Here is a 25,462-nt window from a genome sequence, read left to right on the forward strand (position 1 = left end):
TCAATAATCAGACGTTGGCGGGACAGCAGTAGCTGCCCGCATTGTCTGCAGGACCAGCTGAGGAGTCCCCATGACGGTCGAACAAGCCCCCGCCGAAACACTAAAGGCGGCTGCCAGCGATTGGTTCCAGAGCGCCGTCGTCTATCAGATCTACCCGCGCAGCTTTGCCGACTCGAACGGCGATGGCATCGGGGACCTCCGCGGCATCACCAGCAAGCTGGACTATCTGCAGCGGCTGGGCGTCGACGTCGTCTGGCTCTCACCGATCTACACCTCCCCGCAGGACGACAACGGCTATGACATCAGCGACTACCGCAATGTCGATCCGCTTTTCGGCACCCTGGACGAGCTCCGGGAACTGACCGACGGGCTGCATGCGCGCGGCATGAAACTGGTGATGGACCTGGTGGTCAACCACACCTCGGACGAGCACCCCTGGTTCGTCGAATCCCGGTCCTCGAAGGACAACCCGAAGCGCGACTGGTACTGGTGGCGGCCGCCGCGGGAGCCCGACGCCGGTGCCGCCCAGGGGCGCACCGCCGCGGAGCCGAACAACTGGGGCTCGGCGTTCTCTGGGCCCGCGTGGGAGTTCGACCAGGCCACCGGGGAGTACTACCTGCACATCTTCTCCAAGAAGCAGCCGGACCTGAACTGGGAGAATCCCGAGGTCCGCGCGGCGGTCTACGAGATGATGAACTGGTGGCTGGACCGGGGCGTGGACGGCTTCCGGATGGACGTCATCAACTTCATCTCCAAGGACACCGCGCTCCCGGACGGCCCGGTCGCGGACGGCAAGCTCTTCGGCGACGGCAGCCCGTTCTACATCGACGGCCCGCGCATGCACGAGTTCTTGCAGGAGATGCACCGGGAAGTCTTCGCCGGCCGCAGCGGCGAGCTGCTCACCGTGGCCGAAATGCCCGGCGTGAGCGTGGCCGACGCCGTCCTGTACACCGACCCCGCCCGGGCCGAGGTGGACATGGTCTTCCAGTTCGAGCACGTGGCCCTGGACCAGGAGGGCGGCGACAAATGGCGGCCCAAGAAGCTCCTGCTCACCGAGCTGAAGCAGACCCTGGGACGCTGGCAGGACGGCCTGGCCAAGACCGGCTGGAACAGCCTGTACTGGGGCAACCACGACCAGGCGCGCGCCGTGTCCCGTTTCGGCGACGACAACCCGCGGCACCGCGAACTCTCCGCCAAGATGCTCGCCGGCATCCTGCACCTGCACCGGGGCACGCCCTACGTCTACCAGGGCGAGGAACTGGGCATGACCAACATGAGCTTCGGCGCGATCAGCGACTACCGCGACATCGAGGTCCTCAACCACCACCGCGAGGCCACCACCCACCTCGGCCACACCGACGCCGAAGTCCTCGCCGCCCTCGCGCCGCTGAACCGGGACAACGCCCGCACCCCGGTTCAATGGGACGCCTCCCGGCACGCCGGATTCACCACGGGGGCTCCCTGGATCGCGGTGAATCCGAACGCTAACCACATCAACGCCGCGGCCCAGGTGGACGATCCGGATTCGGTCTACAGCTTCTACCGCCAGCTCATCGCGCTGCGGCACGCCGAACCTGTGGTCTCCCACGGGAACTTCAGCATGCTCCTGCCAGACGACCCGCACATCTACGCGTTCACCCGGGCGCTGGCTGGGCCCGGTTCAGATGGCTCCCCCGGCACTCCTTCAGACAGCACGGAGCTTTTGGTTCTGGGCAACTTCTCCGGCGAGGAGCGGGACGCAGAGCTCGGGGACGCGGCCTGGCAGAACGCCGAGCTGGTCTTGGGCAACTACCCGGCCGACAGCGGCGCTGCCGACGGCAGCTCAGCCGCGAGTGCCGTCTGGGGCAGCGGCACGGGCGACGGCGGTTCAGCCGCGAACGCCGTGCGGGGCGGCACGTCCGACGGCGGTTCAGCCGCGAGTGCCGTCTGGGGCAGCGGCACGGCCACCATGCGCCTGCGGCCGTGGGAACTGCGGGTCTTGCGCCGGCGCAGCGACGCCTGAAGGCCGTATCTGGAACACCAACTCCGAAAGGAAGTCCGGCATGACAATTCCACCGCCCCCTGAACCCGATCCGTTTCCGCCAGAACCGGGTCCAACTTCGCCGCAGCCGGAGCCCGGGGACCCGTTCCCACCGGAACCTGGCCCGGTCACGCCGCCGCCGGTTCCGGGGCCCGAGCCGGTACCCGGACCCGCACCCACGCCGTCACCGGAACCGGGACCGTTCCCGACGCCGCCCAGTCCCCTCCCGATTCCGGATCCCGGCCCCGTGCCGCCGCGGCCGGACCCCACCCGGTTCTAGCAGGCGTCAACCAGCGGTCACTCCGCGCAGGAACCGGCGTACCTCGGCGTTGAAGGCGTCGGGCGCTTCAACGGCGCCCATGTGCCCGACGTCGGGAATCATCACGAGCGTCGAACCCGGGATCCGCCGGTTCATCTCGCGGGCCACGCTGAGCGGCGCGCGGACATCCTCCGTACCGTACAGCAGCAGAGTGGGCACCGCGATGGTGGGCAGGACATCGCGATAGTCGGCATGTGCGTTCGCGTTCAACAGTGCCCGCATGCCGCTTGGATGGAAGTCGGCCATGATGCCGCTGGTTTCTTGCACCGCCTCCGGATCGGCACGGTCGGTGAACAAAGTGGGCAGCCATACGGGGATGAATTGCTCCGGCGGTTGCTCGAGTTCCGCCAGGACTTGCGCGTAGCGGCGCTCCACTTCCTCGGGCGGCAGAGATCCCGCCCAGCCGGCATACGCCGAGGCCAGCACCAGCGACGCCGGGATTGACGGGTATGCCCGGTAGAACTCCAGCGCAATCCCGGAGCCCATGGACAACCCAAGAATGTGCGGCCTGCCCGGCACGGCTTCCCGCAGAAATCCGGCCAGGGCGTCGGCCAGGTCCTTTCCGGTGAAGTCCGGGGGCGGATCGTCGGAGCCGCCGCACCCGGGCGTATCCCAGGCGAAGACCGTGAATTCGTCCGACAGCGCTTCGAGCTGCCGCCGCCAGATCCGACTGTCTTCGTAGGCGCCGTGCAGCAAGACCAGCGACGGACCCTGGCCCGCACGCTGGTACCTGATGCGCAGGCCCGCAACCTCGACGGTATCCATGAAGCAATGCTAGGTCGGTCCGCGGTCCCCGGGCAGGCTCAGGACGCGCCAACCCACCCACGATGCGCAAATGACCCAGGACGCGCAAATGACCCTGCGACACCCGAATTCGGGTATCGCAGGGTCATTTGCGCGTCGGCAGGAGTATTGGGTGTCGGTGCCTACGGCAGGACGATGTCCCGGGTGCTGTGATCGTACTGAATGACCAAGAGCCCGCCGCCGTGGTGGACCTCGTGGTTGGGTCCGTCGAAGACGCCGAACGCACCGTAGTTCTCGTCCCAGGAGCGGTTCAGGGCGATCTTGAAGGTGTAGTAGCCGGCAGGGAGGTCCGCGGCGATCTTCCAGAGCTGGTCCACCTGGTCCAGTTCCATCTGGGCTTCGTCATACTGCGGCGCCCAGTTGGCGGGCGCGCCGATCAGAACGTTGAAGTCACCGGCAACCGCGACGGCGTCCGGCTGCTCGATGGTTTCGACGCTGACAGCCGGGGCCGCCGGAGCTTCGGCTGACGCAGCCTTCGCCGCAGGGGCCTGGGCAGCGGGCTTGCGTTTCCGCACAGCCTTGGCCACAGGGGCCACAGCGTCCTCGATGAGCTTGGCGGCCTTGCCGGCAACCTTCGATGTTTTCGACGGGGCTTCGTCAGCGATGGCGACCGGCTTTGCGGCTCTCACCGGCTTTACCGCGGGAGCAGCCGGCAGCGGAGTGCCGGCCGGAACTGCAGTGCCGGCGTCGAGCGCCGCAGCGAAGGCAACAGGTTCGGCGAAAGCAACCGTGGCGCGCTGACCTTCATCGGTGATGGACCAGCCGGCGCGGCCCTTGACCAGCCAGCCGGCCTTGACCAGCTTGGAGGTGGCGGTGGTCAGCGTCTTGTGGCCGCGGGGAATGCCGCCGCTGAGGAGTTCGCTTTCGTGGTCGTTGAGGGGCACCCGTGCGATTGCCTCGCCCAGTACGGCCCCGGCGTTCAGCTTCTCGCCAGTCCATACCTCCTCTGCCAAGACATCAAGCACGGCCTTGAGCCGAAGGTTGGTGTTTTCCGCGGTGTTCGCGCCCATGGGTCTCCTTTAGAAGCAATTGATCCACCTGCATTTTGCCAAGGAAAGGCTAGTTTTTGCGAGCGGATTCCGTTAACTCTATGTGTCGTGACCCACTATGACAGGGCTGAGCGGGGTACGCGAGGGACAAACTCACCGCTACCCGCGAGTAGCCTGACGTCGGAGTACTCTTGGCCGCCAGGCCCCTCCGGCAGTGCTGGAGTTGATGTCCCTTGGGCAGCGCTGAATTCGGCAGCTCTGACCAAGGGCGCGGGATTCGGGAGCGCGGGATTCGACAGTGCTGGACCAAGGGCGCTGGACCCGGAGTGCCCGCCGGCGGACAATGAGCCGTATTCGTCCCCGTTGCTCAAGGAGCCGTTGCTCAGGAGCCGTCATGCCGAGATTCAAGGTCTGGCTGCAGCGTCACCGCCTCCCGGCGTTCTTTGTCCTGACGTTCGCGATTTCCTGGTGCTCCTGGCCGCTCTATGCGGCCGGGCTGATGCCGCAGTTCGAATTCCTGCCGATCGGTCCGCTCGCGTCGGCGCTGATCATCATTGGCCTCGCAGAGGGAAGGGCCGGCTACTGGGCGTGGGGCCGGCGGCTGATCCGGTGGCGGGTGGGCTGGATCTGGTACGCCGTGGCCCTCCTCCTCCCGGCGGTGATGGCGCTACTCACCGGATTCGCCACCATGGTCCTCGGCGCGCCGGCTCCGGGGCTGGCAGAAGTGAGCTGGTCCGGGCTCCTTGTTGTCTTTGCCGTGCGGCTGGTCAATCCGATGGACGGCCCCCTGGGCGAGGAGCCCGGTTTCCGCGGTTATGCCCTGCCCCTGCTCCAGGCCCGGTGGAATCCGTTGCGGTCCGCGGCGCTCTTCGGCGTCGTGGTGTCTTTCTGGCATCTTCCGCTGGTCCTGTTCGGCCAGCTCAGCGTGATCGGGCTGCCCACAACCTTCGCCATCACTTTCCTCTACGTGTGGCTGTTCAACCGCACCGGCGGAAGCGTGCTGCTCACCTACCTCTTCCACATCAGCCAGGGCACGTTCACGGTGGGTTCCTTCGGCTTCTCCGGTGCCGCGGCTGATCGGGCGGAACTCATCTACTTCGCCGTCGTGGTCCTCGCGGTCCTCACTACCGTCCTCCTGGACCGGGGCGCCTGGCGTACGGCGCCTGCCTCCGCCATCGACTCAGTGCTGGTCCGTTCCGGATCAGATCCCGTTCCCCGCTAAGGAGGGATCATGTCCTCACCACTGCCGTCCCATGCCGGGCCCATTGCCCTAGCCGCCGGACTGGCCTTCGCGATTCCTAGGCCACTGCTCCCAGGCTCCAGAACCGTTCCGCCCAGGCACTTCTCAGTCCTCGGTGCTCCACTTTGCCCCGGTCTGGGCCATGTAGGCGGCTACGGCTGCTTCGGTGGTCGGATAGAAATGCTCGGGCTCGATTTCGCGGGTAAGGCCGTACCGTTCGATCTTCTCCCGGGTCCTATGCTTGAGCTCGGCGAAGACCAGGTTGATACCCTGCGCGTTCAGCTCGACGTCGAGATCGAGCAATACGTCCGCGGCGGTGGTGTCCACGTCCGTGATCGGTTCGGCCGCGATGACAATCCACCGCGGCTTGGGTTCGGTTAGTGCCAGGTGCCGGATGTTGTCTCGGAACGGCCGGACGTTGGCGAAAAACAACGGGGCGTCCCACCGGTAGATCACCAGGCCGGGCAGGTGCTTCGCGTCGGGGTGGACGCGGATGTCGTGAAATCCTTCGTAACCCGGCACCCGCCCGATCACGGTCTCATACGGCCACCACGCCCGGCGGAAGATGTTCAGGATGGACAGCCCCACCGCAATGCCGATGCCGGGCAGAACGCCCAGGAACGCCACCCCGAGGAAGGCGGCCAGGGACAGGTAGAACTCGGTTCGTCTCTGGTGCCAGAGACGAACCGTTCCAAGAATGTCGGCCAGGGACACGGATGCGGTGATCACCACGGCCGCCAGAGCCGGCTGTGGCAGGTTCTGGAACAGCCCGGGAATTAGCACGAGCATGAGGAGGACCAGCACGGCGCCCGTCACTCCCGTGAGCTGCGTCTTGGAGCCGGAACGTTCGGCGACGGCGGTCCGGGAGCCGCTGGTGCTCACGGGGAAGCCTTGGAAGAAGCCCACGGCCAGGTTCGCGGCACCGATGCCGATCATTTCCTGGTTGCCATGAACCTCTTGGCCGGAGCGCGCCGCGAACGCCGTCGAATTCGAGATCGTGTCCGTCAAGGACACCAACGCTATGCCCAGGGCGCCGGCAAACATCAGCCCGATGTCCTGCAACGTCACGTCCGGGATGGTGAACGGCGGGAAACCTCGCGGGAGTTCCCCGACTAGGGAGACGCCCTTATTGGCGAGGTCAAACACGGACGTCGCCAAGATCGCGAGGACCACCATGACGAGCACCGCAGGGACCTTGGGCAGCCACCGTTGCAGGGCCAGTATCAGCACAATTCCGGTGATGCCGACGGCTGCGGCGGCGACCACTGTTTCGCCGTTGGCCACGCCCTCGACGAAGCCGACCAGGTCCCCAATGAAGTTGTCGCTGTCCACCTTGAACCCGAAGAGTTTCGGGAGCTGGCCCACCAGGATGGTGATCGCGAGGCCGTTCATGTAGCCGATCATCGTGGGCTTGGAGATGAGGTCGGCGATGAAGCCAAACTTGGCCACGGACGCGAGGATCATGATGAGGCCGACCATGATCGCGAGCAGCGACGCGAGCGCCACCGCCTTCTGCGGGTTGCCGCCGGAGGCGACGACCGGCAGGACCGTCGCGGCGATCATCGGGCCGAGTGCGGAGTCCGGTCCCAGCACCAGAATGCGGGACGGGCCGAAGACCGCATAGGCGAACAGACAGAGGATGGTGGTGTACAGCCCGGTGATCGCCGGCAAACCTGCCAGTTCCGCATAGGCCATGCCCTGGGGAACCAGCAACGTCGCCAAGACGACTCCGGCGACGACGTCCTTGCCGAACCAGTCCTTCTGATATGTGGCGGGGACATCGAGTCCAGGCATCACCTTGCGCAGCGAACCCTTGCGCCGCTGTCCGGTTTTGGTCATATCTGCACTCTTCCTTGCGGCTCCGCCCGGCGCATCCCCCGGCAAGGGTGAACCGGCCCCGCCCGGGCGGCGCCCCGGCGCCCCCGCGTCCCCGGGGCTGTGTCCGCCGCGGAACAACAACGCGGGGTCACTTACGGCCCATCCCACGCCCCGGCATGGGCCGTAAGTGACCCCGCGTTGCTTCGAGCATCCGTTGTGCCCCCGGCCCGATGGGCCTAGAGTGGCGGTCTGCCAACTGCGTGCCGTCCCGCTGCCCGATCGGGTGCCGGCGGCCGCCCCCACTGTTCTTATTCAGGAGATATCTATGGAATCCCGTACGCTCGGTTCGCTCACCGTCTCGGCCCTGGGTTTGGGCTGCATGGGAATGAGCGAGTTTTACGGCCACGGCGAGGAAAATGAGTCCATCGCCACCATCCAGGCCTTCCTTGACGCCGGCGGAAGCCTGCTGGACACCGCGGACATCTACGGCCCGTTCACCAACGAAGTCCTTGTCGGCCGGGCCATTGCCGGGCGGCGGGACGACGTCGTTCTGGCCACCAAATTCGGCAACGAACGCCGGGCCGACGGCTCCTGGGTGGGCATCAATGGCTCCCCGGACTATGTGCGCGCCGCGTGCGACGCGAGCCTGCAGCGGCTGGGCGTGGACCATATCGATCTGTACTACCAGCACAGGGTGGACAAGACCGTCCCCATCGAGGAAACCGTCGGAGCCATGGCCGAGCTGGTGCAGGCAGGCAAAGTCCGGCACCTTGGCCTGTCCGAGGCCAGCGCCGACACGATACGCCGGGCCCACGCGGTCCACCCCATCACCGCCCTGCAGACCGAATACTCGCTGTGGGAACGCGAGCCCGAGACCAAGGTTCTTCCGGTCTTGGCCGAGCTGGGCATCGGCTTTGTCCCCTACAGCCCGCTGGGCCGAGGCTTCCTGACCGGCCAATTCCGCAGCCCCGATGACTTCGCGGCGGACGATTTCCGCCGGCACTCCCCGCGCTTCCAGGGCGAGAACTTTGCCCGGAATCTGCAGCTCGTGGATCGGGTCAAGGAATTGGCGGACGCCAAAGGCTGCACCCCCGGGCAACTGGCACTGGCCTGGCTGCTGGCCCAAGGCGAGCACATAGTTCCCATCCCGGGCACTAAGAAGCGTGACCGTCTATGGGAGAACCTGGGCGCTGCCGACGTCGAACTCTCCGCCGCGGACCTCAACCGCCTGGACGAACTCGCTCCAGCCGGGGCGGCCGCCGGATCGCGTTATCCGAACATGGGCACGATCGACGTCTAGGCTCGCGACGTTCGATTCACAACTCATCCACGGACAACGCGGAGTCACTTACGGCCCATCCCATGCCTCAGGATGGGCCGTAGGTGACCCCGCGTTGCTTTGGTGTCTAGTGCCCGGACGCGGCCAGTTCCGCCAGCAGCTCGGCCTTGCGTTCCTCGCTCGCGAAGGATGAACGGATCGAGTTCGCCGCCATCCTGACGCAGTCGAACTCGGACAGGCCGATCACCGATTTCAGCTGCGCGAAGTTGTCGTCCACGTACCCGCCGAAATACGCGGGATCGTCCGAGTTCACGCAGACGTTCAGCCCTGCCGCGAGCATCGCCGGCAGCGGGTGCTCCGCCAGGGTGTCCACCGCCCGGAGCCGGACGTTGGACAGCGGGCACACGGTCAGCGGCATCAGCTCGTCCACCAGCCGCTCCACGAGTTCCGGATCTTCCATGCACCGGATGCCGTGGTCGATCCGTTCCACTTCGAGGATGTCCAGCGCGTCGGTGATGTACGACGGCGGGCCCTCCTCACCGGCGTGCGCGATCCGGTGCAGCCCGGCGTCCTTGGCCCGGGCGAAGAGCCGCTCAAACTTGGCCGGCGGGTTGCCCACCTCGGCGGAATCGAGCCCGATGCCGGCGATCGGGGCGTCCATGGCGAGCAGCTTCTCCAGCACTTCGAGGGCGGATTCCTCGGTGAGGTCGCGCAGGAAGGCCGCGATCAGGAGGGTGGAGATGCCGAACTCTTCCTGGGATCCGGCCAGCACCGAGGCCACTCCGTTGACACACGTCTCCAGTGATATCCCGCGCGACAGGTGGGCCTGCGGGTCCAGCATGATCTCGGCATGCCTGACCCCGGCGAGCGCCGCCCGGGCCAGGTAGGCCCGGGTCATGTCGGCGAAGTCCTGCTCCGTCTGCAGCACGGCCATGTTGGCGTAGTACAGGTCCAAAAAGGACTGCAGGTCCGTGAACGCGTAGCGCGAGCGCAGCTCCTCCAGGTCCGCGTACGGCAGTTCGATCCCGTTGCGCTCCGCCAGCGCGAAGATCAACTCCGGTTCCAGCGTCCCCTCAATATGCAGGTGCAGCTCCGCGACCGGGAGCGCGAGGGGCTCACCGGCTTCAGGTTCTTCGAGTGCTTCGGGTTCTTCCGGCGCTTTCGGCTCTTCCAGCTCTTTCTCCGTAAACAGAGTCTCGCCGTCGTTCGTATCCATCCGGTAAGGATATGCCCGGTGCTGCCCTGAGCGGATAGAGTCGAACTAATGCAAAATACACAGCATGCTTCCGATTTGCCGCGCCCGACCGACCGGGATCTCGTCCAGGATCTGGTTCCCGGCACTCCCCCGGACGGTTTTGTCCGGGTGCGCGGTGCCCGTGAGAACAACCTGCGCAACGTGGACGTGGACGTGCCCCGCGACGCGATCGTCGCCTTCACGGGCGTCTCCGGCTCCGGCAAGTCCTCCCTCGCCTTCGGCACCATCTATGCCGAGGCGCAGCGCCGCTACTTCGAATCCGTAGCCCCCTACGCCCGCCGGCTTATCCAGCAGGGGCACAACCCCAAGGTGGAAATGATCACCGGGCTGCCGCCCGCCGTCGCGCTCCAGCAGCGCCGCGGGACGCCGAGCTCGCGGTCCACGGTGGGCACGCTCACCACCTTGTCCAACTCCCTGCGCATGCTCTTCTCCCGCGCCGGCAGCTACCCGGAGGGCGCCAGCCCGCTGGACTCGGACGCGTTTTCCCCGAACACGGCCGCGGGCGCCTGCCCGGAGTGCCATGGCCTGGGGATCGCGCACACCGTCAGCGAGTCCTCCCTGGTCCCGGACACCTCACTGAGCATCCGCGACGGCGCCATCGCCGCCTGGCCCGGGGCGTGGCAGGGCAAGAACCTGCGCGACATCCTGACTCACCTGGGCCACGACGTCGACACCCCGTGGCGGAAGCTGCCCAAGAAAGACCGCGACTGGATCCTCTTCACTGAGGAACAGCCCGTGGTGGAAGTGACACCCCAGCGCGACCGGGTCGCCAAGCCGTACAAGGGCCGGTTCTGGAGCGCCAAGAGCTACGTGCTGCATACGCTCGCCGATTCCAAGAGCACCACCATGCGCGAGAAGGTGCTGCGCTTCATGGAAACCGGCCCGTGCCCGGTCTGTGGCGGCACCGGCTTGACCCCTGCAGCCCTCGCTGTCACCTTCGCCGGGCATACCATCGCCGAACTCAACGCCGTCCCCATGGCGGAACTGGCTGACATCATCCGGCCGACCACCGAGCTCACCGAAGCCGGGACCGCCTCCCGCAAGCAGTCCTCCGGCGAGGGCAACGAGGTGGCCGTCGCCATCACCCGCGACCTCCTGCAGCGCGTCACGGTGCTGCTGGACCTCGGCCTGGGCTACCTCGCGCTGGGCCGGTCCACCCCCACGCTCTCCCCCGGCGAAATGCAGCGGCTCCGAATCGCCACCCAGCTCCGATCCGGCCTGTTCGGCGTGATCTACGTGCTGGACGAGCCCTCCGCCGGCCTGCACCCCGCAGACGCCGAGCCCCTCCTCGCGGTCCTGGACCAGCTCAAGTCTTCCGGCAACTCGGTGTTCGTGGTGGAGCACAACATGGACATCGTCCGCCGCGCGGACTGGCTGGTGGATGTGGGTCCCCGCGCCGGTGAAGGCGGCGGCGAAGTGCTCTACAGCGGACCCGTCACCGGCCTCGCCGACGTGGATGCGTCCGTCACCCGGCCGTTCCTGTTTCCGAATGGCTCCGGCATGACCGACGACGGCGGCGGTTCAGCCGCCGGTGGCACCCGCCGGGAGGCTGCCGGCTGGCTGGAGCTGCGGGACATCAGCCGCCACAACCTGCGCGAACTCGACGCCGACTTCCCGCTCGGCGTGCTGACCGCCGTCACCGGCGTCTCAGGCTCTGGCAAGTCGACGCTGGTCAGCCAGGTCCTGGCCGAAGTGGTCGGCGCCCGGCTGCACCCAGAAACCGGCGCCGAGGCGAGCCCAGTTGAGGACCTGGAGTCCCAGGCCGGTGAGTCCACCGGCCCGCTCAGCGTTGGTCCGGTCTCCGGCCTAGACCAGCTGGACCGGCTGGTCAAGGTGGACCAGAAGCCGATCGGCCGCACGCCGCGGTCCAACCTCGCCACCTACACCGGCCTGTTCGACGCGGTCCGCAAGGAATTCGCCGCTACGGACGAGGCCAAGGCGCGGGGCTTCGGTGCCGGGCGCTTTTCCTTCAACGTTGCCGGCGGCCGCTGCGAGACCTGCCAGGGTGAGGGCTTCGTGGCCGTCGAACTGCTGTTCCTGCCCGGCAGCTACGGCCCCTGCCCCGAGTGCCATGGCTCGCGCTACAACCCGGAAACGCTGGAGGTGACGTATCTCGGGAAGAACGTGGCAGAAGTGCTGGGCCTGACGGTCAATGCCGCCGCTGAGTTCCTTGAAGGCGTGCCGGCAGCGGCGCGCAGCCTGCAGACGCTGCGGGAGGTGGGCCTGGGCTATCTCCGGCTCGGCCAGCCGGCCACCGAACTCTCCGGTGGCGAGGCCCAGCGCATCAAGCTCGCCACCGAACTGCAGCGCGCCCAGCGGGGCCACTCTCTCTACCTGCTGGACGAGCCCACCACCGGGCTGCATCCTGCCGATGTCCAGTTGCTCATGGCCCAGTTGCACCGGCTGGTGGACGCAGGGAACACCGTCATTGTGGTGGAACACGACATGGATGTGGTGGCCGCAGCGGACTGGGTGATCGACCTCGGCCCGGCCGGTGGCGACGCCGGTGGCCAGATCGTGGCGATCGGCACCCCGGCCGCCGTCGCGACGTCTAAAAACAGCCGGACGGCGCCGTACCTGGCCGCGATGCTCGGGGGCTGAGTCACCCGAAGACGTTCGCGTGGATCAGCGGCGAAACGGGCAGCGATGAGATGTATGGCTCGATGATAACGCAAGAAACGGCAAAAATAACGTCTTGATAACGGGCCCGGCCTGGCTTAACCTAGTTCTCAATGCCCGGTAACCGGGCAGTGCATGCCCGGTGCTACCACCACCAGATACTGCCCGACCGGTAGACACCGTATATGACCTCTATTGTCAGGGGCGGGCAGTGGCGCGAGAACGTCCGGGGACGGACCGAGCGCTGGTGGCCCTCAGGAGCATCTCAACCATGAAGAAATCCACCTATGGCACTTCCGCGCGCCGCGGCATCACTCTGGCTGCTGTTTCGATGGCGGCCGTCGCACTCTCCGCAACGTCCGCAAACGCTGCCGTCCCGGCGCAAACCACCGCCTCCGTCTGGGACTCACTTGCTCAGTGCGAAAGCAGTGGCAACTGGTCCACCAACACAGGAAACGGCTACGCGGGCGGTCTGCAATTCAGCCAGTCGACGTGGGCGGCCCACGGCGGCTCGGGGTCCGCGGCGAACGCCAGCCGTGAGCAGCAGATCGCCGTCGCACAGAAAGTGCAGGCCAGCCAGGGTTGGGGCGCGTGGCCGGCCTGCGCCGCGAAACTGGGCCTGAGCGGCGGCGCAGTGGCTCCGCAGAGTGCGACCACATCACGACGGACCGCCGCGGTTGCCGTCCCAGCCCAGGTGTATGTCCGGCATGCAGCCCCGAAGGCAGCAGTCCCGGCACCCCGCCACGTTGCGCTGGTGGCTGTGAGTGGCCAGACCCACACCATCCGGAGCGGCGAAACCCTGAGCACAATCGCCGAGAAGCTCAGCATCGCGGGCGGCTGGCGCTCGCTGGCCGACGCGAACACGGCAACCATCAGCAACCCCAACCTAGTGTTCCCGGGCCAGGTGCTGCAGCTTCCCAGATAGGGCGCTTAATTACGCACGGCACCGCTGTTACCGGCACTGCTTGGTAAGGCACGGGCGGTGACAGCACGACGCCGGAGCGATCCCGTAAGGGGACGCTCCGGCGTCGTCGTGCTTGAGTCAGCCGTGCGGGCTCGAGTGAGCCGTGCGGCTTAGGCGGACTGGGGGATCTCGCGGACTATCTGCAGTTTCCACGCTGAGTCGTCGCTCGTGTCCAGTAGGGCAACGGTGCCCATCGCCAAGTGCAGCGCCACCCGCTTCGCAGCGAGAAGCTCAAGGTAGAGGTTTTCATTTACCCGGGCAGGGGCGTCAATGACGTACTTCACGGCGTCGCGGACCTTGCGGTAATTGTCGCTCCGTTCACGGTGCAGATGCAGTTCGAGCATGCGGCGCTGCCGGATCTTCGGCTCGTGACGGTTCAGCCAAGACACTGCGGCGTGGACTGCAACTACAAGGGTCAGTGAGACCGCGTAGATCCACCACCCCGTGTTGAGCAGAAAGAGCGGCAGGTTGGCGATCGCCACAACGGCGATGCAGAGGCGCAGCGCCACTATCCGCCGCATGGTCAGCGCGAACGATGCCATTGCGGCACGGAACCCGTGCTGTTCCTTACGGGCTGCCACCGGATCCAGAATCACTTCCTCGAGGACCAAAATCCCGTTCGCTTCCGGGCCGAGCAGTTGTCCGTATTTCGGAACAACCGGCACAACAGGGGCTGGATTCATGGCGTGTCCTCCGGGCGGCATTGATGGGGTCCTGCTATATTACGCCCCTTCGTAATGTGGTGTCTGCTTCATTCCAAAATGTGAACATGCGCACGCGCGGTCCTGTGCAATTGGTGGTTTGGTCATGTGGCCTCAAACTGGAGAGATGCAGACTTTCCTCCCCTTCCCCGATTTCCAGCAGAGCGCCGCGGCTCTGGACCGCGTGCGGCTCGGCAAGCAGCGCGTTGAGTCGCTGCAAATCCTGCGTGCGCTGGTGATCCCGGAGTACGGCTGGCAGTCGCACCCGGCCGTCCGGATGTGGATGGGGTACGTTCCCGCGCTGACCATGTACGGCCTGGCCATGGTGGACGAGTGGACGGCCCGCGGCGGCGAAGACACCACCCGCGAGAAGATCGTGGAGTTCGCCCCGCAGGCGGCCCACCCCGACTACGCCGCCAAGATCCCGATGCCGCCGTGGCTGGGAAATGCGGATTTCCACCTCAGCCACCGGTCCCGGCTGATCGCCAAGGATCCGCGGTTCTATACGAAGGTATTCCCGGGCACGGACCCGGACCTGGAGTACGTCTGGCCCGAACCGAAGCACGAGCTTGTGCCCGAGGATCCTGCCGGGGACCGCATGTGGGTACTGCGCCTGCCGCTCGGCGACACCGCACCCGATCAGCTGAAGACTGTCAGCCTGCCGCCGGTCGGCCGGGGCAAGGCCTCCGCGGAGGATGACTACCAGTTCGTCTACGCCGAATCAGGCTCCCGCCGTCCGGGCAAGGTGCGCAAGCTGCCCCCGAAACAGCTCGTCAAGAAACCCACCCGCAAGCGCCAGCAGCAGGAAGAGGCGTTCACCACTCTTCCCGGCAACTCCGTGGTGGCCATCCCGGTCAACGGCGGCAGCTCCTTCGCCATCGGCAAGGTGGTGGGCCGTCCGATCACCGTTGACGGCCACTTCGCCCGCAACTTCGAGGTGGACGAGGTCGTGGACCGCTCCGTCTTCGATTACCCCGCACTGATGCAGGACCCCCGGGCCTTCTTCCCGATTCCGGCGAGGTAGGCGGACGACGCCGGCAGGTCCGGCGTCGGGCTGGGCGGCGCGAATCAGGCCTCCCGGCCGGCTCCGCCGCCGGGCACCGGCCGACGCGAATCCGCCGTCGGGCGTCCCGCCCGGCGGGTGAGTGGCCGTCAGCAGCTGACGGATTGCGGCAGAGCTGCCCCGGTCCAAGAACCGACCTTCGCCGTCAGGCGGAAGGTATACGTTCCTTTGCCGTTGCCACCACCGCTGGTGGCAATAGTCACCCGTGAATGACCCACGGCGGCCAACGCGGATACGACGGCAGGTCCGCTTGGTGGCGTTAGCGTCGCCGTATATCCCGTGGCGCGATCAACCTCGTCAAAGTCGTCGAAGGTAATGACTGAGCCCCGTTGACCGCCGGCGTTCGTGCACCTCAGCGTTCCGTTGATCGATGCCGGCGCGGGGACCTTGTACGTTCCAACCGTGAGGGCGGCGGTCGTCTTGGCTGTGAACGCCGCATACGCCAGCCCGGGCGCGCCCAGTACCAGAGCCGCTGCCACTGGGACGGCCAGCAGTCCGCGCAGACGCACCAGCCAAGGGGCCTTGGCCCGAGGGGCTACCGGAGCGGACTGAGGGACGTTCACTGTTTGCGCTTCCTGTGAGAGCTGGCGATCTACTAGCTCCTACTCTGGCAGTGCAGCTTCAACCCAACGCCGTAAAAAACTTCAACATTTGCTCAAGAAAACCTGTTAGCCTAAATCCACTGTGGCCCTTGGGGTTTGTGTCACACGCTGTGACACATCAAGTCACAGCCGTGTAGGTCTCAATTGTTTTAGAAGCTGGGGTTTGGGTGGTTCCGTGACTCAACTGCGAGCAGTGGTTGTAGATGACGACGCCGACGTTCGACTGCTGCTGCGCCGGACGCTCGAGATGCAGGGGTTTGCCGTTTTTGAGGTCGCCTCCGGGTCCGCCGCGCTAGTGAGCATCCAGGAAAACGGCCCGGATCTGGTGACCCTGGACCTCAACCTTCCCGATCTCGATGGCGTTGAAGTTTGCCGTCGGATGCGCAAATTCTCCGAGGCTTACGTGGTCATGATCACGGCCCGGGCGGACGAGATAGACGAATTGATGGGCCTGGAAACTGGCGCCGACGACTTTATCAGCAAGCCCTTCAGCCCCCGCGCTGTCCAGGCCCGGGTGACAGCGGTAATGCGCCGCCACCGCCCAACCCCGCAACGCCCCACGCCGCAGCGTCGGGCCACAGACTTCATGCCCCGTGCAACCGACGCATCCTCAGCCGGGGCCCACGACGCACCGCGTCGCCGGGCGAGCGACGCTGCGACGATCACTGACGCAGCGTCCGCCCCGCACGCGCCGCCACGCCGCCGGGCAAGCGATGCGGTGCCCGGCAACGCTTCCGCTGATCCAGCTGTCGCGGCAGGACAAAACCGTCGTAGCGACGACGCTGGCGTCCTCCGGCACGGCCCGTTGGTTGTCGAGGCCGAAAGCCGGGCGGCCTCCATTGACGGCGTCGAACTGGTGCTGACCCGCACTGAATTTGATCTGCTGGAAGCCCTGACCGGGGCGCCGCGTCGAGTCTGGACCCGAAAGGCGCTGCTGACCAAGGTGTGGGGCACCGAATGGCCCATGGACGAGCACCTCGTGGAGGTGCATATCGGCAATCTCCGCCGGAAGCTCGGCGATAAAGGCCGCGAACCACGGTTCATCCGCACGGTACGAGGCGTCGGCTATCGAATGGCGCCAGCCGAAGGGGTGGGCTAGCTGGCCGTGCCACCGCTGGTCCGTAGCGCTGCAGCGTCCGGGATGACGCGACAGTCGGTTCTCGCAGAGTACGGACTGCCTAGCCTTGAACCGCTCCCGGCTACAACCGGCACGCGGACCCCGGATACGCAGGGTCAACTCCAGAAGCTGCTGGTGCTGGCGACCACCACCACCGGCATACCGTTCGCAGCGGTCAACATCATCACCGCGGACCACCAGCACCACATTGCCGCCGAAGGGATCGACCCGGGTATCTGCTCCCGCGAAGATTCGATGTGCAGCCAGGTCTTTCTCAGCGGCCGGACCACCGTGGTGCCCGACGCCTCGCGGGACCCTGTGTTTCGAAGCCATCCCTTTGTCACGGGTCAGGTTGCCGCCGTCCGGTTCTACGCTTCAGTCCCTCTCACCACGGCCGAGGGTTTCGTGTTGGGGTCGTTGTGCCTCTTTTCGCCGTCGCCCGCGGAACTTACTCCCGGTCAGCAGACGGCACTGGAAATCATCGCGTCACAAGTGGTGGAAGTACTCGAACTGCACCACCATGCGCGGATGCTCGCCCGGAGCCTGGAGGAGGCGCGCAACAGCAACGAGCTGCTCGAATCCTTTGCTGCCCGCATCAGTCATGACCTGCGCAACCCGCTGACCAGCGTGATCGGGTTCACCGAGCTAGGCGAGCTGCAGAGGCCTGCGGATGCGGACGAGTTTCGCATCATCGGCAGAACCTCACGCCGGATGTTGGCCATGGTGGACGATCTGCTGTCTTTTTCCCGCATCGGCGGATCCCTCCGACGCCGGCCGGTGTCGCTCAGGGCTTTGGTCAGCGACGTTTCAGAGAACCTTGCGGCGGACATCACGGAAGCCGGGGCCGAGATCGAGGTTTCAGATATGGTCCTGGAGGCGGACATAGAGCAGTTCCGCACGCTGCTGCAGAACCTGATCCACAACGCCGTGGCCTACCGCCGGCCTGGCATCCGGCCCAGAATCTTGGTCACCTCCGTCGCTGTTCCCGACGGCGTGATGGTACGGGTGACGGACAATGGCAAGGGCATTCCCGCGGAACAACGGGGCCACGTCACCGAACCGCTGACCCGCTTACATCGCGACGACGACCCGCCCGGTTCAGGATTGGGGCTGGCAACGTGCGTCCGGATCGCGAAAGCCCATGGCGGACGGCTCAGCATCAGTTCGGGTCCCGACGGCGGAACCACCGTGTCCGTCGCCCTCCCCGGGGCCGGCCCGGAGGAATCTGCCGGCTGACTGGGCCCGGCAAGGCTGCAGGTTCACGGGACGGCGCACTCCCCCGCAGCGGTGCCGTCAGGAACAGCGGTGCCGTCAGTGCCTGAGGAGTTTGTTCGCGTGTTCCGCAAAGTCCGCTGCGTTGGCGTTGAGGGCTCCCGCGGCAGCCCGGGCCGCGCCGAGATCGCCCGCCCGGATACTCCGTTCGACCGCCCTGCTGTGCCCTTCGAGCTGAACCGCTCCGGCCATCGCCGCCGAGGTCGCCACGCTCAGGACCGCGGCTAAAGCACCTTCGCTTTTGCCTTCAAGAAGGCTGCGGTGGATGCATGCCAGGCTGTCCGGCAGGCGCTGGAGGAATCGGCTGACGAAGCCGACTGCGGTGGAACGGGAATCCAGTTCGAGGGCAAGCCTGTCGATCTGCCGGGTATCCAGGATGACGCCTGAACCGGTCATCCTCTGCTCTCTTCATAACCGGCGCCCATGGCGTCTTCAGCGGCATCGTCCCTGACTAGCGATTCGGTGGATAGCGATTCCGTGTTCAGCGATTCCGTGTTCAGCGTTGCGGTGCCCAGCGATTCGGCAGGCTTCTTCCAGATCGCCGTCAGCACCACAACGACGAGCAGCGCTGATGCGCCGTAGAGGAGCACAGACTGGACCAGTGGCTGACGCAAGGCTCGGATGGCGTCGCCAAGATACGGCACCACGCCCGCTTCCCTGTAGACGTAGTCCTCGGACAGCACGGCAACCCACGGGTCGGCCCCCGGGTTGGCGTCTCCCTTGGTGGTCACGGACGTCGTGCCGGCGTCGCGTTTTATGCTGGCCACCCGGTGGGTTTCAATCCGGTGATCGTCAATCGGGATGCTGTAGGTAATGACGTCGCCAACCTTCAGCTCGGAGACCGGCGTCTTCACGCTGATAACGACGTCGCCCGGGTTGATCCCCGGCGACATGCTCCCGGTGAGCATGGTGGACGTCTGGTAGTTCAGGAAGCGCGGCCCGACTGCGAGAAAGAGGAACACCAACGCGGCGACGATGAGGAGGATGGTAACCGCGGCGCGTCCGGCCACGGGAACCCCCTTGGGCACCACACTGCCGCGAGCGCGCGGCGGCCGTTCGGCCCGACGTCGTCCGTGGTTGGGGAGCGCGGCGAGGGTGGGCAGTGCAGCGTCCTGTGCGGCGTTGCCCTGGACAGTTTTGTCCTGGACAGCGCTGTCCAGGGCCGGGCTGTCCAAGGCGGGACCCTCTGCTGGAGGGAGGTCGACGGAGCCCCTGGGACCTGCGTTGACTACTGTGCTCACGGGATCGTTCCTCCTGCCGGGTGTGGATAGTACGCGTAAAACCGGGGACTCAGTCCGGCCGAGACCTGGCCGGTCTGAGTCCCCAAGACTGGTTACTTGTTGGTGGCTCCGCGGGTTGCGGCGTTGAAGGCGAAGGCGACATTGCTGTTCAGGCCCTGGAAGGAGTCGTTCGCTGCGATCGGGAGGGTCAGCGTGACCCGGAGGAAATCGGTCTTTGTGGCGGTCATGGACGTCAGACCCGACAAAGCGATGTTCTGTCCGATCACGGCACGCTTGGCGAGGACCGCAGCGCCCTGCACCGGCGTGCCCGCAGAGTTACAGGTGTACGGACCGGTGCCGGATCCGGTCCAGGCAACCGGGCAGCTGTCGATCTGCAGCTGCAAACCGTTGGTTCCGTCTGTAGTCAGGAGGCTCGGGGACGTCGTGCTGGTGGTGAGAGTGATCGCTGCCAGGTCGATGGTGCCACCGTTGACCAACTTGAGTGTGCGTTCCATGGTGTCGCCCGGGATGACCTTGGCCGCCTGGATGTTGAGCGTGCCGGCGTCGGCGCCAGTCAGGGTTACCGTGGCCGAATCGACGGCGGCGGAAGCCGACGTGCTGGCAGTGAAACCACCGTAGGTACCCATCCCGGCCACGCCGGCAGCTGCGGCGAGGAGGGCGGCGGAAGCCAGGACCTTGCTGGACGTGGACTTGAGGTTGAGACCCATTGGATTTTCCGTTTCGTGGAGCCGGCTCTGAATGGCCGGGCGACGTATGTTGTGTCCGCCAGCCCCCTGGCTGACTGTTACAACGATGCCCGGTCCCCTTCAAGGCAATCCTTCAGCGGGCGACAAGATCAGTTCAAGATTTTCTCAAGCCTGTCCGTGGGACTTCCCGAAGGCTGGCAGACTGGCCTCATGACTGTTCTGCTGGCCGGTTGCGGCGACCTGGGCACCGAGGCCGGGCTGCGTTTCGCGGTGGCAGGCCACCGCGTAGTGGGATGGCGTCGGTCGCCGGCGAAACTTCCGGCTGCCATCGAGGGAGTCGCAGCTGACCTGAGCTCCGGCGAGCTGCCGCCCATCCCGGCGGACACCACCGCCGTCGTCGTCGCGATTGCCGCGGATTCCCCGACGGAGGACGCTTACCGGACCGCCTACGTGGACGGGCTCTCCAACGTGCTGGACGCTATCCTGGCGTCCGGCGCAGGTGTCCCCCGAATCCTGTTTGTGTCCTCGACCGCCGTCTACGGGGACGCCGGCGGCGGCTGGATTGATGAGCGCACGACGCCGGAACCTGGCGGGTTCTCTGGCCGCATCATCCGCGAAGCAGAGGAACTCCTCTACAGCCGCCTGCGCGGCACCGGCATCACCCCAGTAGTGCTGCGGCTCGGCGGGATCTACGGCCCCGGCCGGACGCGGCTGATCGACCAGGTGCGCGGCGGAACCGCGGTCATTCCGGCGGCGTCGCGCTTCACAAATCGGATTCACCGCGACGACGCCGCCGCGGCTATCGTCCATCTGTGCACCATGGACGCGGTTCCTGCGCCGGTCTATCTGGGCGTGGACAACGAACCGGCCGAGCTGGGCGAAGTGCTGGGCTTCCTGGCCGCGGAACTGGGACTCCCCAGGCCGGCGTCGGAGTCGGTTGGCGCGACGGGCGGCGGTTCCGCGTCGGAGTCAGCTGGCGCAGGCGGCGGGTCGGCGGCGGGCGGCGCCTCGGCGTCGGCGGGTACGGCGGGTAGGGCGGGCGGCGAGCCGTCGCGGGGCGGAAATAAGCGAGCCAGCAACGGGCTGCTCCGCAGCACTGGATTCGAGTTTCAGTACCCGAGTTTCCGGGAAGGCTACCGCGCCGTGCTCGCCGGCGTCGGCGTCCGGCACCCGTAAGGTTTTGAATCTCACTGCCCACTTTCTCCAAGGGGAACCATGGATCTTCAGCACATTATCGAGGCGGCCGGCCGCGTCATGGACTTCGCCGGCGTGGCCGTCATGGTGATCGGCGCCCTCGTGTCCATCCCCATGGCGCTGCGGGGATTCCAGCCCAGGCGCCTGCCCTCGGAATCCGAACCGCTCTCCGTCTACCGCTCCTACCGGCAACTGCTGGGCCGCTCCATTCTCCTCGGCCTCGAGCTGCTGGTCGCGGCCGACATCATCCGTTCGGTCGCCGTCACACCGACTTTTGAGGGCGTCGGCGTACTGGCCATTATTGTCCTGATCCGGACTTTCCTGAGCTTCTCGCTCGAGCTGGAAATCACCGGACGCTGGCCCTGGCAGACGCAGCGCGGAGGCGCCCCGGCACAGTCGGCGGCCGGCTGAACCTTCCTGGTGTTGGGGCGTCCGGCTAGGCTCGGGGCATGACAGACTACGCGCGTTCTCTTGCGTCCAAAGCCACCGAACTGCTCCGCCTCCACCAGGCCCCGGAGATCCTCCAAGTCATCAACGTCTGGGACGCGATCACCGCGAAAGTGGTCGGCGACGTTCCGGGCACCAAGGCCTTGGCCACGGCCAGCCATTCCATCGCGGCGTCCCGCGGCTACGAAGACGGCGAGAAAATCCCGCTGGACGAGATGATCGCCGCCGTCGGGGTGATTGTGACCGCTACGTCGCTGCCCGTCAGCGCCGATCTAGAAGCGGGCTACGGGAACCCCGGGGAGACGGTGCGCAAGGCGATTGGCGCCGGCGCCGTCGGAGCCAACATCGAGGACCAGATGCGCCCCCTGGCCGATGCCGTTGCGCAGATGAGCGCTGCAATACGCGCTGGCAAGGCCGAGGGCATCGAATTCGTCCTCAACGCCCGCACCGATGCCTTCTTGAAGGGCAAGGACCGGGACCCGGCCGCGGTGCTGGCCGACGCCATTGAGCGCGGCCGCGCCTTCCTCGATGTCGGTGCGGCCACGGTGTTCGTGCCTGGCCTGTTGGACAAGGCTAGTGTCACCGCATTGGTGGAAGGAATTGGCTGGAACAAGGTCTCAGTCATCAATGTGCCCGGATCCCTGGCCCCGGCCAAATTGCAGGAACTGGGCGTGGCCCGCATTTCCTACGGACCGTGGACCCAGCGCGTGGCGCTGACGGCATTGGCCGACGCGACGGCGGAGCTGCTGGCCGGCGGGGCGCTTCCGGAAGGCACCCGGGCGTTGAACTGACCATTCTCCGAGGCGCGAGTATTCCCGCCATACCGACCGTTGCCTGCTTATGCCCACCTGTGCCGACCTATGCCGACCCGTGCCGACGGAAGGGAGCTGATCCGATTGGCTGTAGATACCTGGCCGGACGCGCCAGAGCTTCCGGCGCCGATCATCATGGACCAGCGGTGGATGGACGCCGTCTTCCTGCACTGGCGCATCCCTGAGGCAGTATCGGCGTCGTTCATGCCGCCGGGCGCCGCGCCGGACACCTTCGACGGATCCGCCTGGGTGGGGCTGATCGGCTTCCGCATGCAGCATGCGGGACTGGGGCGCGGTCCCGGCGTCCCCTACTTCGGAAGCTTCAACGAGATCAACGTGCGCCTCTACTCCCAGGAGCCGGACGGCACCCGGGGTGTAGTTTTCCGCACGCTGGATGCTTCACGCTTGGCGGTGGTGCTGGCCGCGCGGGCGGCCGGGATTCCCTATGTGTGGTCGCGGGCGAGCTTCTTGGGTGCCGATTCGTTGGGTTCCAGTCGGGGCACGGCCGGCGCCTCTTCGGCTGGAGCGGATGGGGCCTTCGGGTCCGGAGGGTCCGGCGGGACCGCAGGGTCCCCTGGGACCGGGAGGTTTGCTGGGACCGCCGGGTCCGTCGGGACCGGAATGTTTGCTGAAACCGCCGGATCCCTCGGGACCGGGAGGTTTGCTGAAACCGCCGGATCCCTTGGGACCGGGACGTTTGCTGGGACCGCCGGAGTCGGTGCCGGCGGGTTCACTGGAGCCGCAGGGTCCGGCGGAACCGCTGGGTATTCCGTACGCCGTTTCCGTGGCGGCGCCCGGAGCGACTTCGCGGTCGTCCCGGAACTCGACGCCCCAGCCGTGGATCCCCTGTCGATCCACCTCACGGCCCGCTTCGGTCTGCATTCCAGGTTCAGGGGCAGGACGCTTTACATTCCCAACACGCATTCCGCGTGGCCGCTGTATCAGGCGCGGCTGACCCTGCTGGAGGACGAGCTCGTCCGCGCGGCCGGCATCCAGGTCGCCGGACCACCCGAGTCCGTGCTGTTTTCGCCGGGGGTCCGTACCCAGTTTGGCCGGCCACGGGTCCTGAACCGCAAGACGTGAAGCGGTCTGACGCTCGCCGACCCGGCTGGCGCCGCGGCGTCAGCGCACGGTGCTCGCTAAATTGTCGGACCCCTTCAGTAGATTCAAGTCATGGAAGCCGTCAGGGATTTCATTGCTTGCGAGGACACGGACCGGGGCGCAGCCCAGGTCCGGCAACCCGGTGTGGACGCGGCTGCTGGCATGGACGGGGTTGCTGCCGCGCTGGCTGCGCTGCAGGCGGTGAGCGCGACGGCGGTGGAGGACGCGGGATCGTGGGGATTCCGGACCGCGTCGGACTTCGCCGGACGGATCGAGGAAGTCTCACGCACCATGGAGTATCTGCAGCTGGTTGCGGCAGCCGCCGTGGACCGGACCCGGAAGCAGTCCGCTAGCACCGGCGCGGCTGGCGCGGGGGCGGCCACCTCGTGGACCACTGGCTGGCGCGAGAGCCGCGCCGGCTGGCAGACCGGCGGATCCGGAGCCGCCGGGCCTGCCGGCACCACCGCGGCGGCCGCGGCGGCGACCGCGCCTGACGCGTCATCCGTCTCGACGGGTGTGACTGCGTCCGTGGCCGCGGCTGCGGTCGGTGCGTCCGGGTCGACGGCGGCGGCTGATGCGTCGGCCGTGTCCGCGTCCGAAGCGTCAATCGTGCCGGCGTCGGTTCTGGATGACGGGTACCGGAACACCGCGGAGTTCCTGCGGACGCGGCTGCGGATCGGCGCCGCGGAGGCACGGCGCCGGCTCTCCCTCGCCGAGTCCCTGCTGCCCCGGGAGGGACTCGCCGGCCGGCCCGTGCCGCCCGTGCACCGGGAGCTCGCCGCGGCCGTCGCGGCCGGCGAGGTCGCGTCCCGGGCCGCGACCGTCATCGCCGTCGCACTCGAGCGGGTCCGGCCGCTCTGCGACCCGGACGCCGCGGCCCGGATGGAACACGCCCTGACCCCCACGGCCGCCGAGAACGACGCCGACTTCCTCGTCCGCGTCACCCGCAGCTGGGCCGACGCGCTGGACCAGGACGGCACCGACCCCTCCGAGGAACTGCTCCGCCAACTCCAGGGCGCCTTCATCCGCCGCCGCCGCCACGGCCTGCACCACCTCGAGATCTACGCGACCACCGAACAGTTCGAACACCTCCTCACCGTCATGAACACCGCCACCAACCCCCGCACCGGCAACGGCGGAACCTCCCCGGCCGGAACGGGCGGCGGGCCCGCGGCGATGGATACTGCCACAGCCACTGCCACCGGTTCTGCCGTCAGCGACGGCTGGGACGCAGACACAGCCTCCGGTGTTGGGTGGCCCGCAGACACCGCCACAGCCGGTGCGGGTTCCGGCGCCGGAAACGAGTGGGCTGCAGGCGCCGTTCAGGGTTCGGTCAGTGCCGCTGCCGCCCGGGTCTCGGCCTGTGTATCCGGTGCCGCCGACGCCGATCCGGCGGGGGCTGGTTCGCCTGCCGGCCCAGCACCGGAGGACCTGCCGGGCCCCGGCAATCAGCCCGCGGCGGCTCAAGAGGATCCCGCGCTGCCGGCCCTGGATCTCCGCTCCCGGCCGCAGAAGCTGCTCGACGGCCTGGTCGGCGCGTGCAAGGCCGCACTCGCGGCCGGAACGCTGCCCGCTGCCGGCGGGCTCCGCCCGCAGGTCATGGCCACGATCGACTACCGCGACCTGCTCACCCGGCTCCAGGACAGCGCCGGCGCGCCGGAGACCGCCCCCGCAGGCTTCCGCCACTCACCAAGTCTGGCTGGCACCGGGTCGCTGCTGTTCACCGGGCCCGTCACCGCCTCCACCATCCGGAAGCTGGCCTGCGACGCTGACATCATCCCGGTCCTCCTCGGCGGCGGGGGCCAGGTCCTGGACATCGGCCGGGCCTCCCGGGTCTTCCCGCCGCACATCCGCAAGGCCCTCACCGCCCGGGACCGGGGCTGCGCCTTCCCCGGCTGCACCATCCCCGCGCCCTGGTG

The 25,462-nt window shown here is 67.1% G+C and carries 22 protein-coding genes; 13 read left to right on the plus strand and 9 right to left on the minus strand.

Translation table 11 applies throughout. From position 1 onward, the window contains the following. Positions 1–70 precede the first annotated feature (70 nt). Complete coding sequence (locus AC1DKQ_RS19325; protein WP_476919878.1) at positions 71–2,002, plus strand: alpha-glucosidase; 1,932 nt, start codon at positions 71–73, stop codon at positions 2,000–2,002. Positions 2,003–2,306: 304 nt separating this feature from the next. On the opposite strand, the gene AC1DKQ_RS19330 is transcribed toward AC1DKQ_RS19325, so the two are convergent. After that, positions 2,307–3,104, minus strand: a complete 798-nt coding sequence (locus tag AC1DKQ_RS19330) for an alpha/beta fold hydrolase (RefSeq protein WP_476919879.1) — start codon at positions 3,102–3,104, stop codon at positions 2,307–2,309. Positions 3,105–3,265: 161 nt separating this feature from the next. Beyond that, complete coding sequence (locus tag AC1DKQ_RS19335; RefSeq protein WP_476919880.1) at positions 3,266–4,153, minus strand: pullulanase X25 domain-containing protein; 888 nt, start codon at positions 4,151–4,153, stop codon at positions 3,266–3,268. Between the two features lie 373 nt (positions 4,154–4,526). Between AC1DKQ_RS19335 and AC1DKQ_RS19340 the strand changes: the two genes are divergently transcribed. Next, on the plus strand, positions 4,527–5,354 hold the full coding sequence (locus tag AC1DKQ_RS19340) for a CPBP family glutamic-type intramembrane protease (RefSeq protein WP_476919881.1): 828 nt from the start codon (positions 4,527–4,529) through the stop codon (positions 5,352–5,354). Between the two features lie 123 nt (positions 5,355–5,477). Here AC1DKQ_RS19340 and AC1DKQ_RS19345 read toward each other — a convergent pair whose 3' ends face one another. Beyond that, positions 5,478–7,211 carry a SulP family inorganic anion transporter gene (locus AC1DKQ_RS19345; RefSeq protein WP_476919882.1) on the minus strand — a complete coding sequence of 578 codons (1,734 nt, stop codon included), beginning with the start codon at positions 7,209–7,211 and terminating at the stop codon, positions 5,478–5,480. Positions 7,212–7,515: 304 nt separating this feature from the next. Between AC1DKQ_RS19345 and AC1DKQ_RS19350 the strand changes: the two genes are divergently transcribed. Continuing rightward, the gene (locus AC1DKQ_RS19350; protein WP_476919883.1) at positions 7,516–8,490 is read left to right on the plus strand and encodes an aldo/keto reductase; all 975 of its coding nucleotides are present in this window, start codon (positions 7,516–7,518) and stop codon (positions 8,488–8,490) included. A 106-nt stretch (positions 8,491–8,596) separates the two neighbouring features. Here the strand turns inward: AC1DKQ_RS19350 and AC1DKQ_RS19355 are convergent, their stop codons facing one another. Further along, complete coding sequence (locus AC1DKQ_RS19355) at positions 8,597–9,685, minus strand: adenosine deaminase (RefSeq protein ID WP_476885974.1); 1,089 nt, start codon at positions 9,683–9,685, stop codon at positions 8,597–8,599. Between the two features lie 48 nt (positions 9,686–9,733). Here AC1DKQ_RS19355 and AC1DKQ_RS19360 point away from each other — a divergent pair, with 48 nt between their 5' ends. Then, positions 9,734–12,325 (plus strand): excinuclease ABC subunit UvrA, encoded by a 2,592-nt coding sequence (locus AC1DKQ_RS19360; protein WP_476885975.1) that lies wholly within the window; start codon positions 9,734–9,736, stop codon positions 12,323–12,325. A gap of 289 nt (positions 12,326–12,614) precedes the next feature. After that, positions 12,615–13,268 carry a transglycosylase family protein gene (locus AC1DKQ_RS19365; protein WP_476885976.1) on the plus strand — a complete coding sequence of 218 codons (654 nt, stop codon included), beginning with the start codon at positions 12,615–12,617 and terminating at the stop codon, positions 13,266–13,268. 149 nt (positions 13,269–13,417) lie between these two features. Here AC1DKQ_RS19365 and AC1DKQ_RS19370 read toward each other — a convergent pair whose 3' ends face one another. Beyond that, positions 13,418–13,990, minus strand: a complete 573-nt coding sequence (locus AC1DKQ_RS19370; protein WP_476885977.1) for a hypothetical protein — start codon at positions 13,988–13,990, stop codon at positions 13,418–13,420. Positions 13,991–14,135: 145 nt separating this feature from the next. Between AC1DKQ_RS19370 and AC1DKQ_RS19375 the strand changes: the two genes are divergently transcribed. Continuing rightward, a complete protein-coding gene (locus tag AC1DKQ_RS19375; protein ID WP_476919884.1) occupies positions 14,136–15,032 on the plus strand; it encodes an MSMEG_6728 family protein in 897 nt (298 codons plus the stop codon). A gap of 128 nt (positions 15,033–15,160) precedes the next feature. Here the strand turns inward: AC1DKQ_RS19375 and AC1DKQ_RS19380 are convergent, their stop codons facing one another. After that, complete coding sequence (locus tag AC1DKQ_RS19380; protein WP_476919885.1) at positions 15,161–15,634, minus strand: hypothetical protein; 474 nt, start codon at positions 15,632–15,634, stop codon at positions 15,161–15,163. Positions 15,635–15,848: 214 nt separating this feature from the next. Between AC1DKQ_RS19380 and AC1DKQ_RS19385 the strand changes: the two genes are divergently transcribed. Both AC1DKQ_RS19385 and AC1DKQ_RS19390 read left to right on the plus strand, forming a co-directional pair. Continuing rightward, on the plus strand, positions 15,849–16,772 hold the full coding sequence (locus AC1DKQ_RS19385; protein WP_476919886.1) for a response regulator transcription factor: 924 nt from the start codon (positions 15,849–15,851) through the stop codon (positions 16,770–16,772). A 42-nt stretch (positions 16,773–16,814) separates the two neighbouring features. Further along, complete coding sequence (locus AC1DKQ_RS19390; protein ID WP_476919887.1) at positions 16,815–18,026, plus strand: GAF domain-containing sensor histidine kinase; 1,212 nt, start codon at positions 16,815–16,817, stop codon at positions 18,024–18,026. 75 nt (positions 18,027–18,101) lie between these two features. Here the strand turns inward: AC1DKQ_RS19390 and AC1DKQ_RS19395 are convergent, their stop codons facing one another. The 3 genes from AC1DKQ_RS19395 to AC1DKQ_RS19405 form a co-directional block, all read right to left on the minus strand. Then, a complete protein-coding gene (locus AC1DKQ_RS19395) occupies positions 18,102–18,458 on the minus strand; it encodes a hypothetical protein (RefSeq protein ID WP_476919888.1) in 357 nt (118 codons plus the stop codon). Then, the gene (locus AC1DKQ_RS19400; RefSeq protein WP_476919889.1) at positions 18,455–19,303 is read right to left on the minus strand and encodes a signal peptidase I; all 849 of its coding nucleotides are present in this window, start codon (positions 19,301–19,303) and stop codon (positions 18,455–18,457) included. The genes AC1DKQ_RS19395 and AC1DKQ_RS19400 overlap by 4 nt, the downstream gene beginning before the upstream one ends. Positions 19,304–19,395: 92 nt before the next feature. Next, positions 19,396–20,010 carry a TasA family protein gene (locus tag AC1DKQ_RS19405; RefSeq protein WP_476919890.1) on the minus strand — a complete coding sequence of 205 codons (615 nt, stop codon included), beginning with the start codon at positions 20,008–20,010 and terminating at the stop codon, positions 19,396–19,398. Positions 20,011–20,199: 189 nt separating this feature from the next. Between AC1DKQ_RS19405 and AC1DKQ_RS19410 the strand changes: the two genes are divergently transcribed. The 5 genes from AC1DKQ_RS19410 to AC1DKQ_RS19430 form a co-directional block, all read left to right on the plus strand. Next, positions 20,200–21,165, plus strand: coding sequence for an SDR family oxidoreductase (locus AC1DKQ_RS19410; protein ID WP_476919891.1), 966 nt, complete (start codon positions 20,200–20,202; stop codon positions 21,163–21,165). Positions 21,166–21,204: 39 nt separating this feature from the next. Further along, positions 21,205–21,594 (plus strand): DUF1622 domain-containing protein, encoded by a 390-nt coding sequence (locus AC1DKQ_RS19415; protein ID WP_476885987.1) that lies wholly within the window; start codon positions 21,205–21,207, stop codon positions 21,592–21,594. Positions 21,595–21,632: 38 nt separating this feature from the next. Continuing rightward, positions 21,633–22,421, plus strand: coding sequence for an isocitrate lyase/PEP mutase family protein (locus tag AC1DKQ_RS19420; protein ID WP_476919892.1), 789 nt, complete (start codon positions 21,633–21,635; stop codon positions 22,419–22,421). Positions 22,422–22,526: 105 nt separating this feature from the next. Then, on the plus strand, positions 22,527–23,525 hold the full coding sequence (locus AC1DKQ_RS19425; protein ID WP_476919893.1) for a YqjF family protein: 999 nt from the start codon (positions 22,527–22,529) through the stop codon (positions 23,523–23,525). Positions 23,526–23,615: 90 nt separating this feature from the next. Then, positions 23,616–25,462 (plus strand): DUF222 domain-containing protein (locus AC1DKQ_RS19430; RefSeq protein ID WP_476919894.1); only part of this gene is annotated, 1,847 nt, incomplete at its 3' end.

It is taken from the genome of Arthrobacter sp. 05L421, assembly GCF_056397785.1.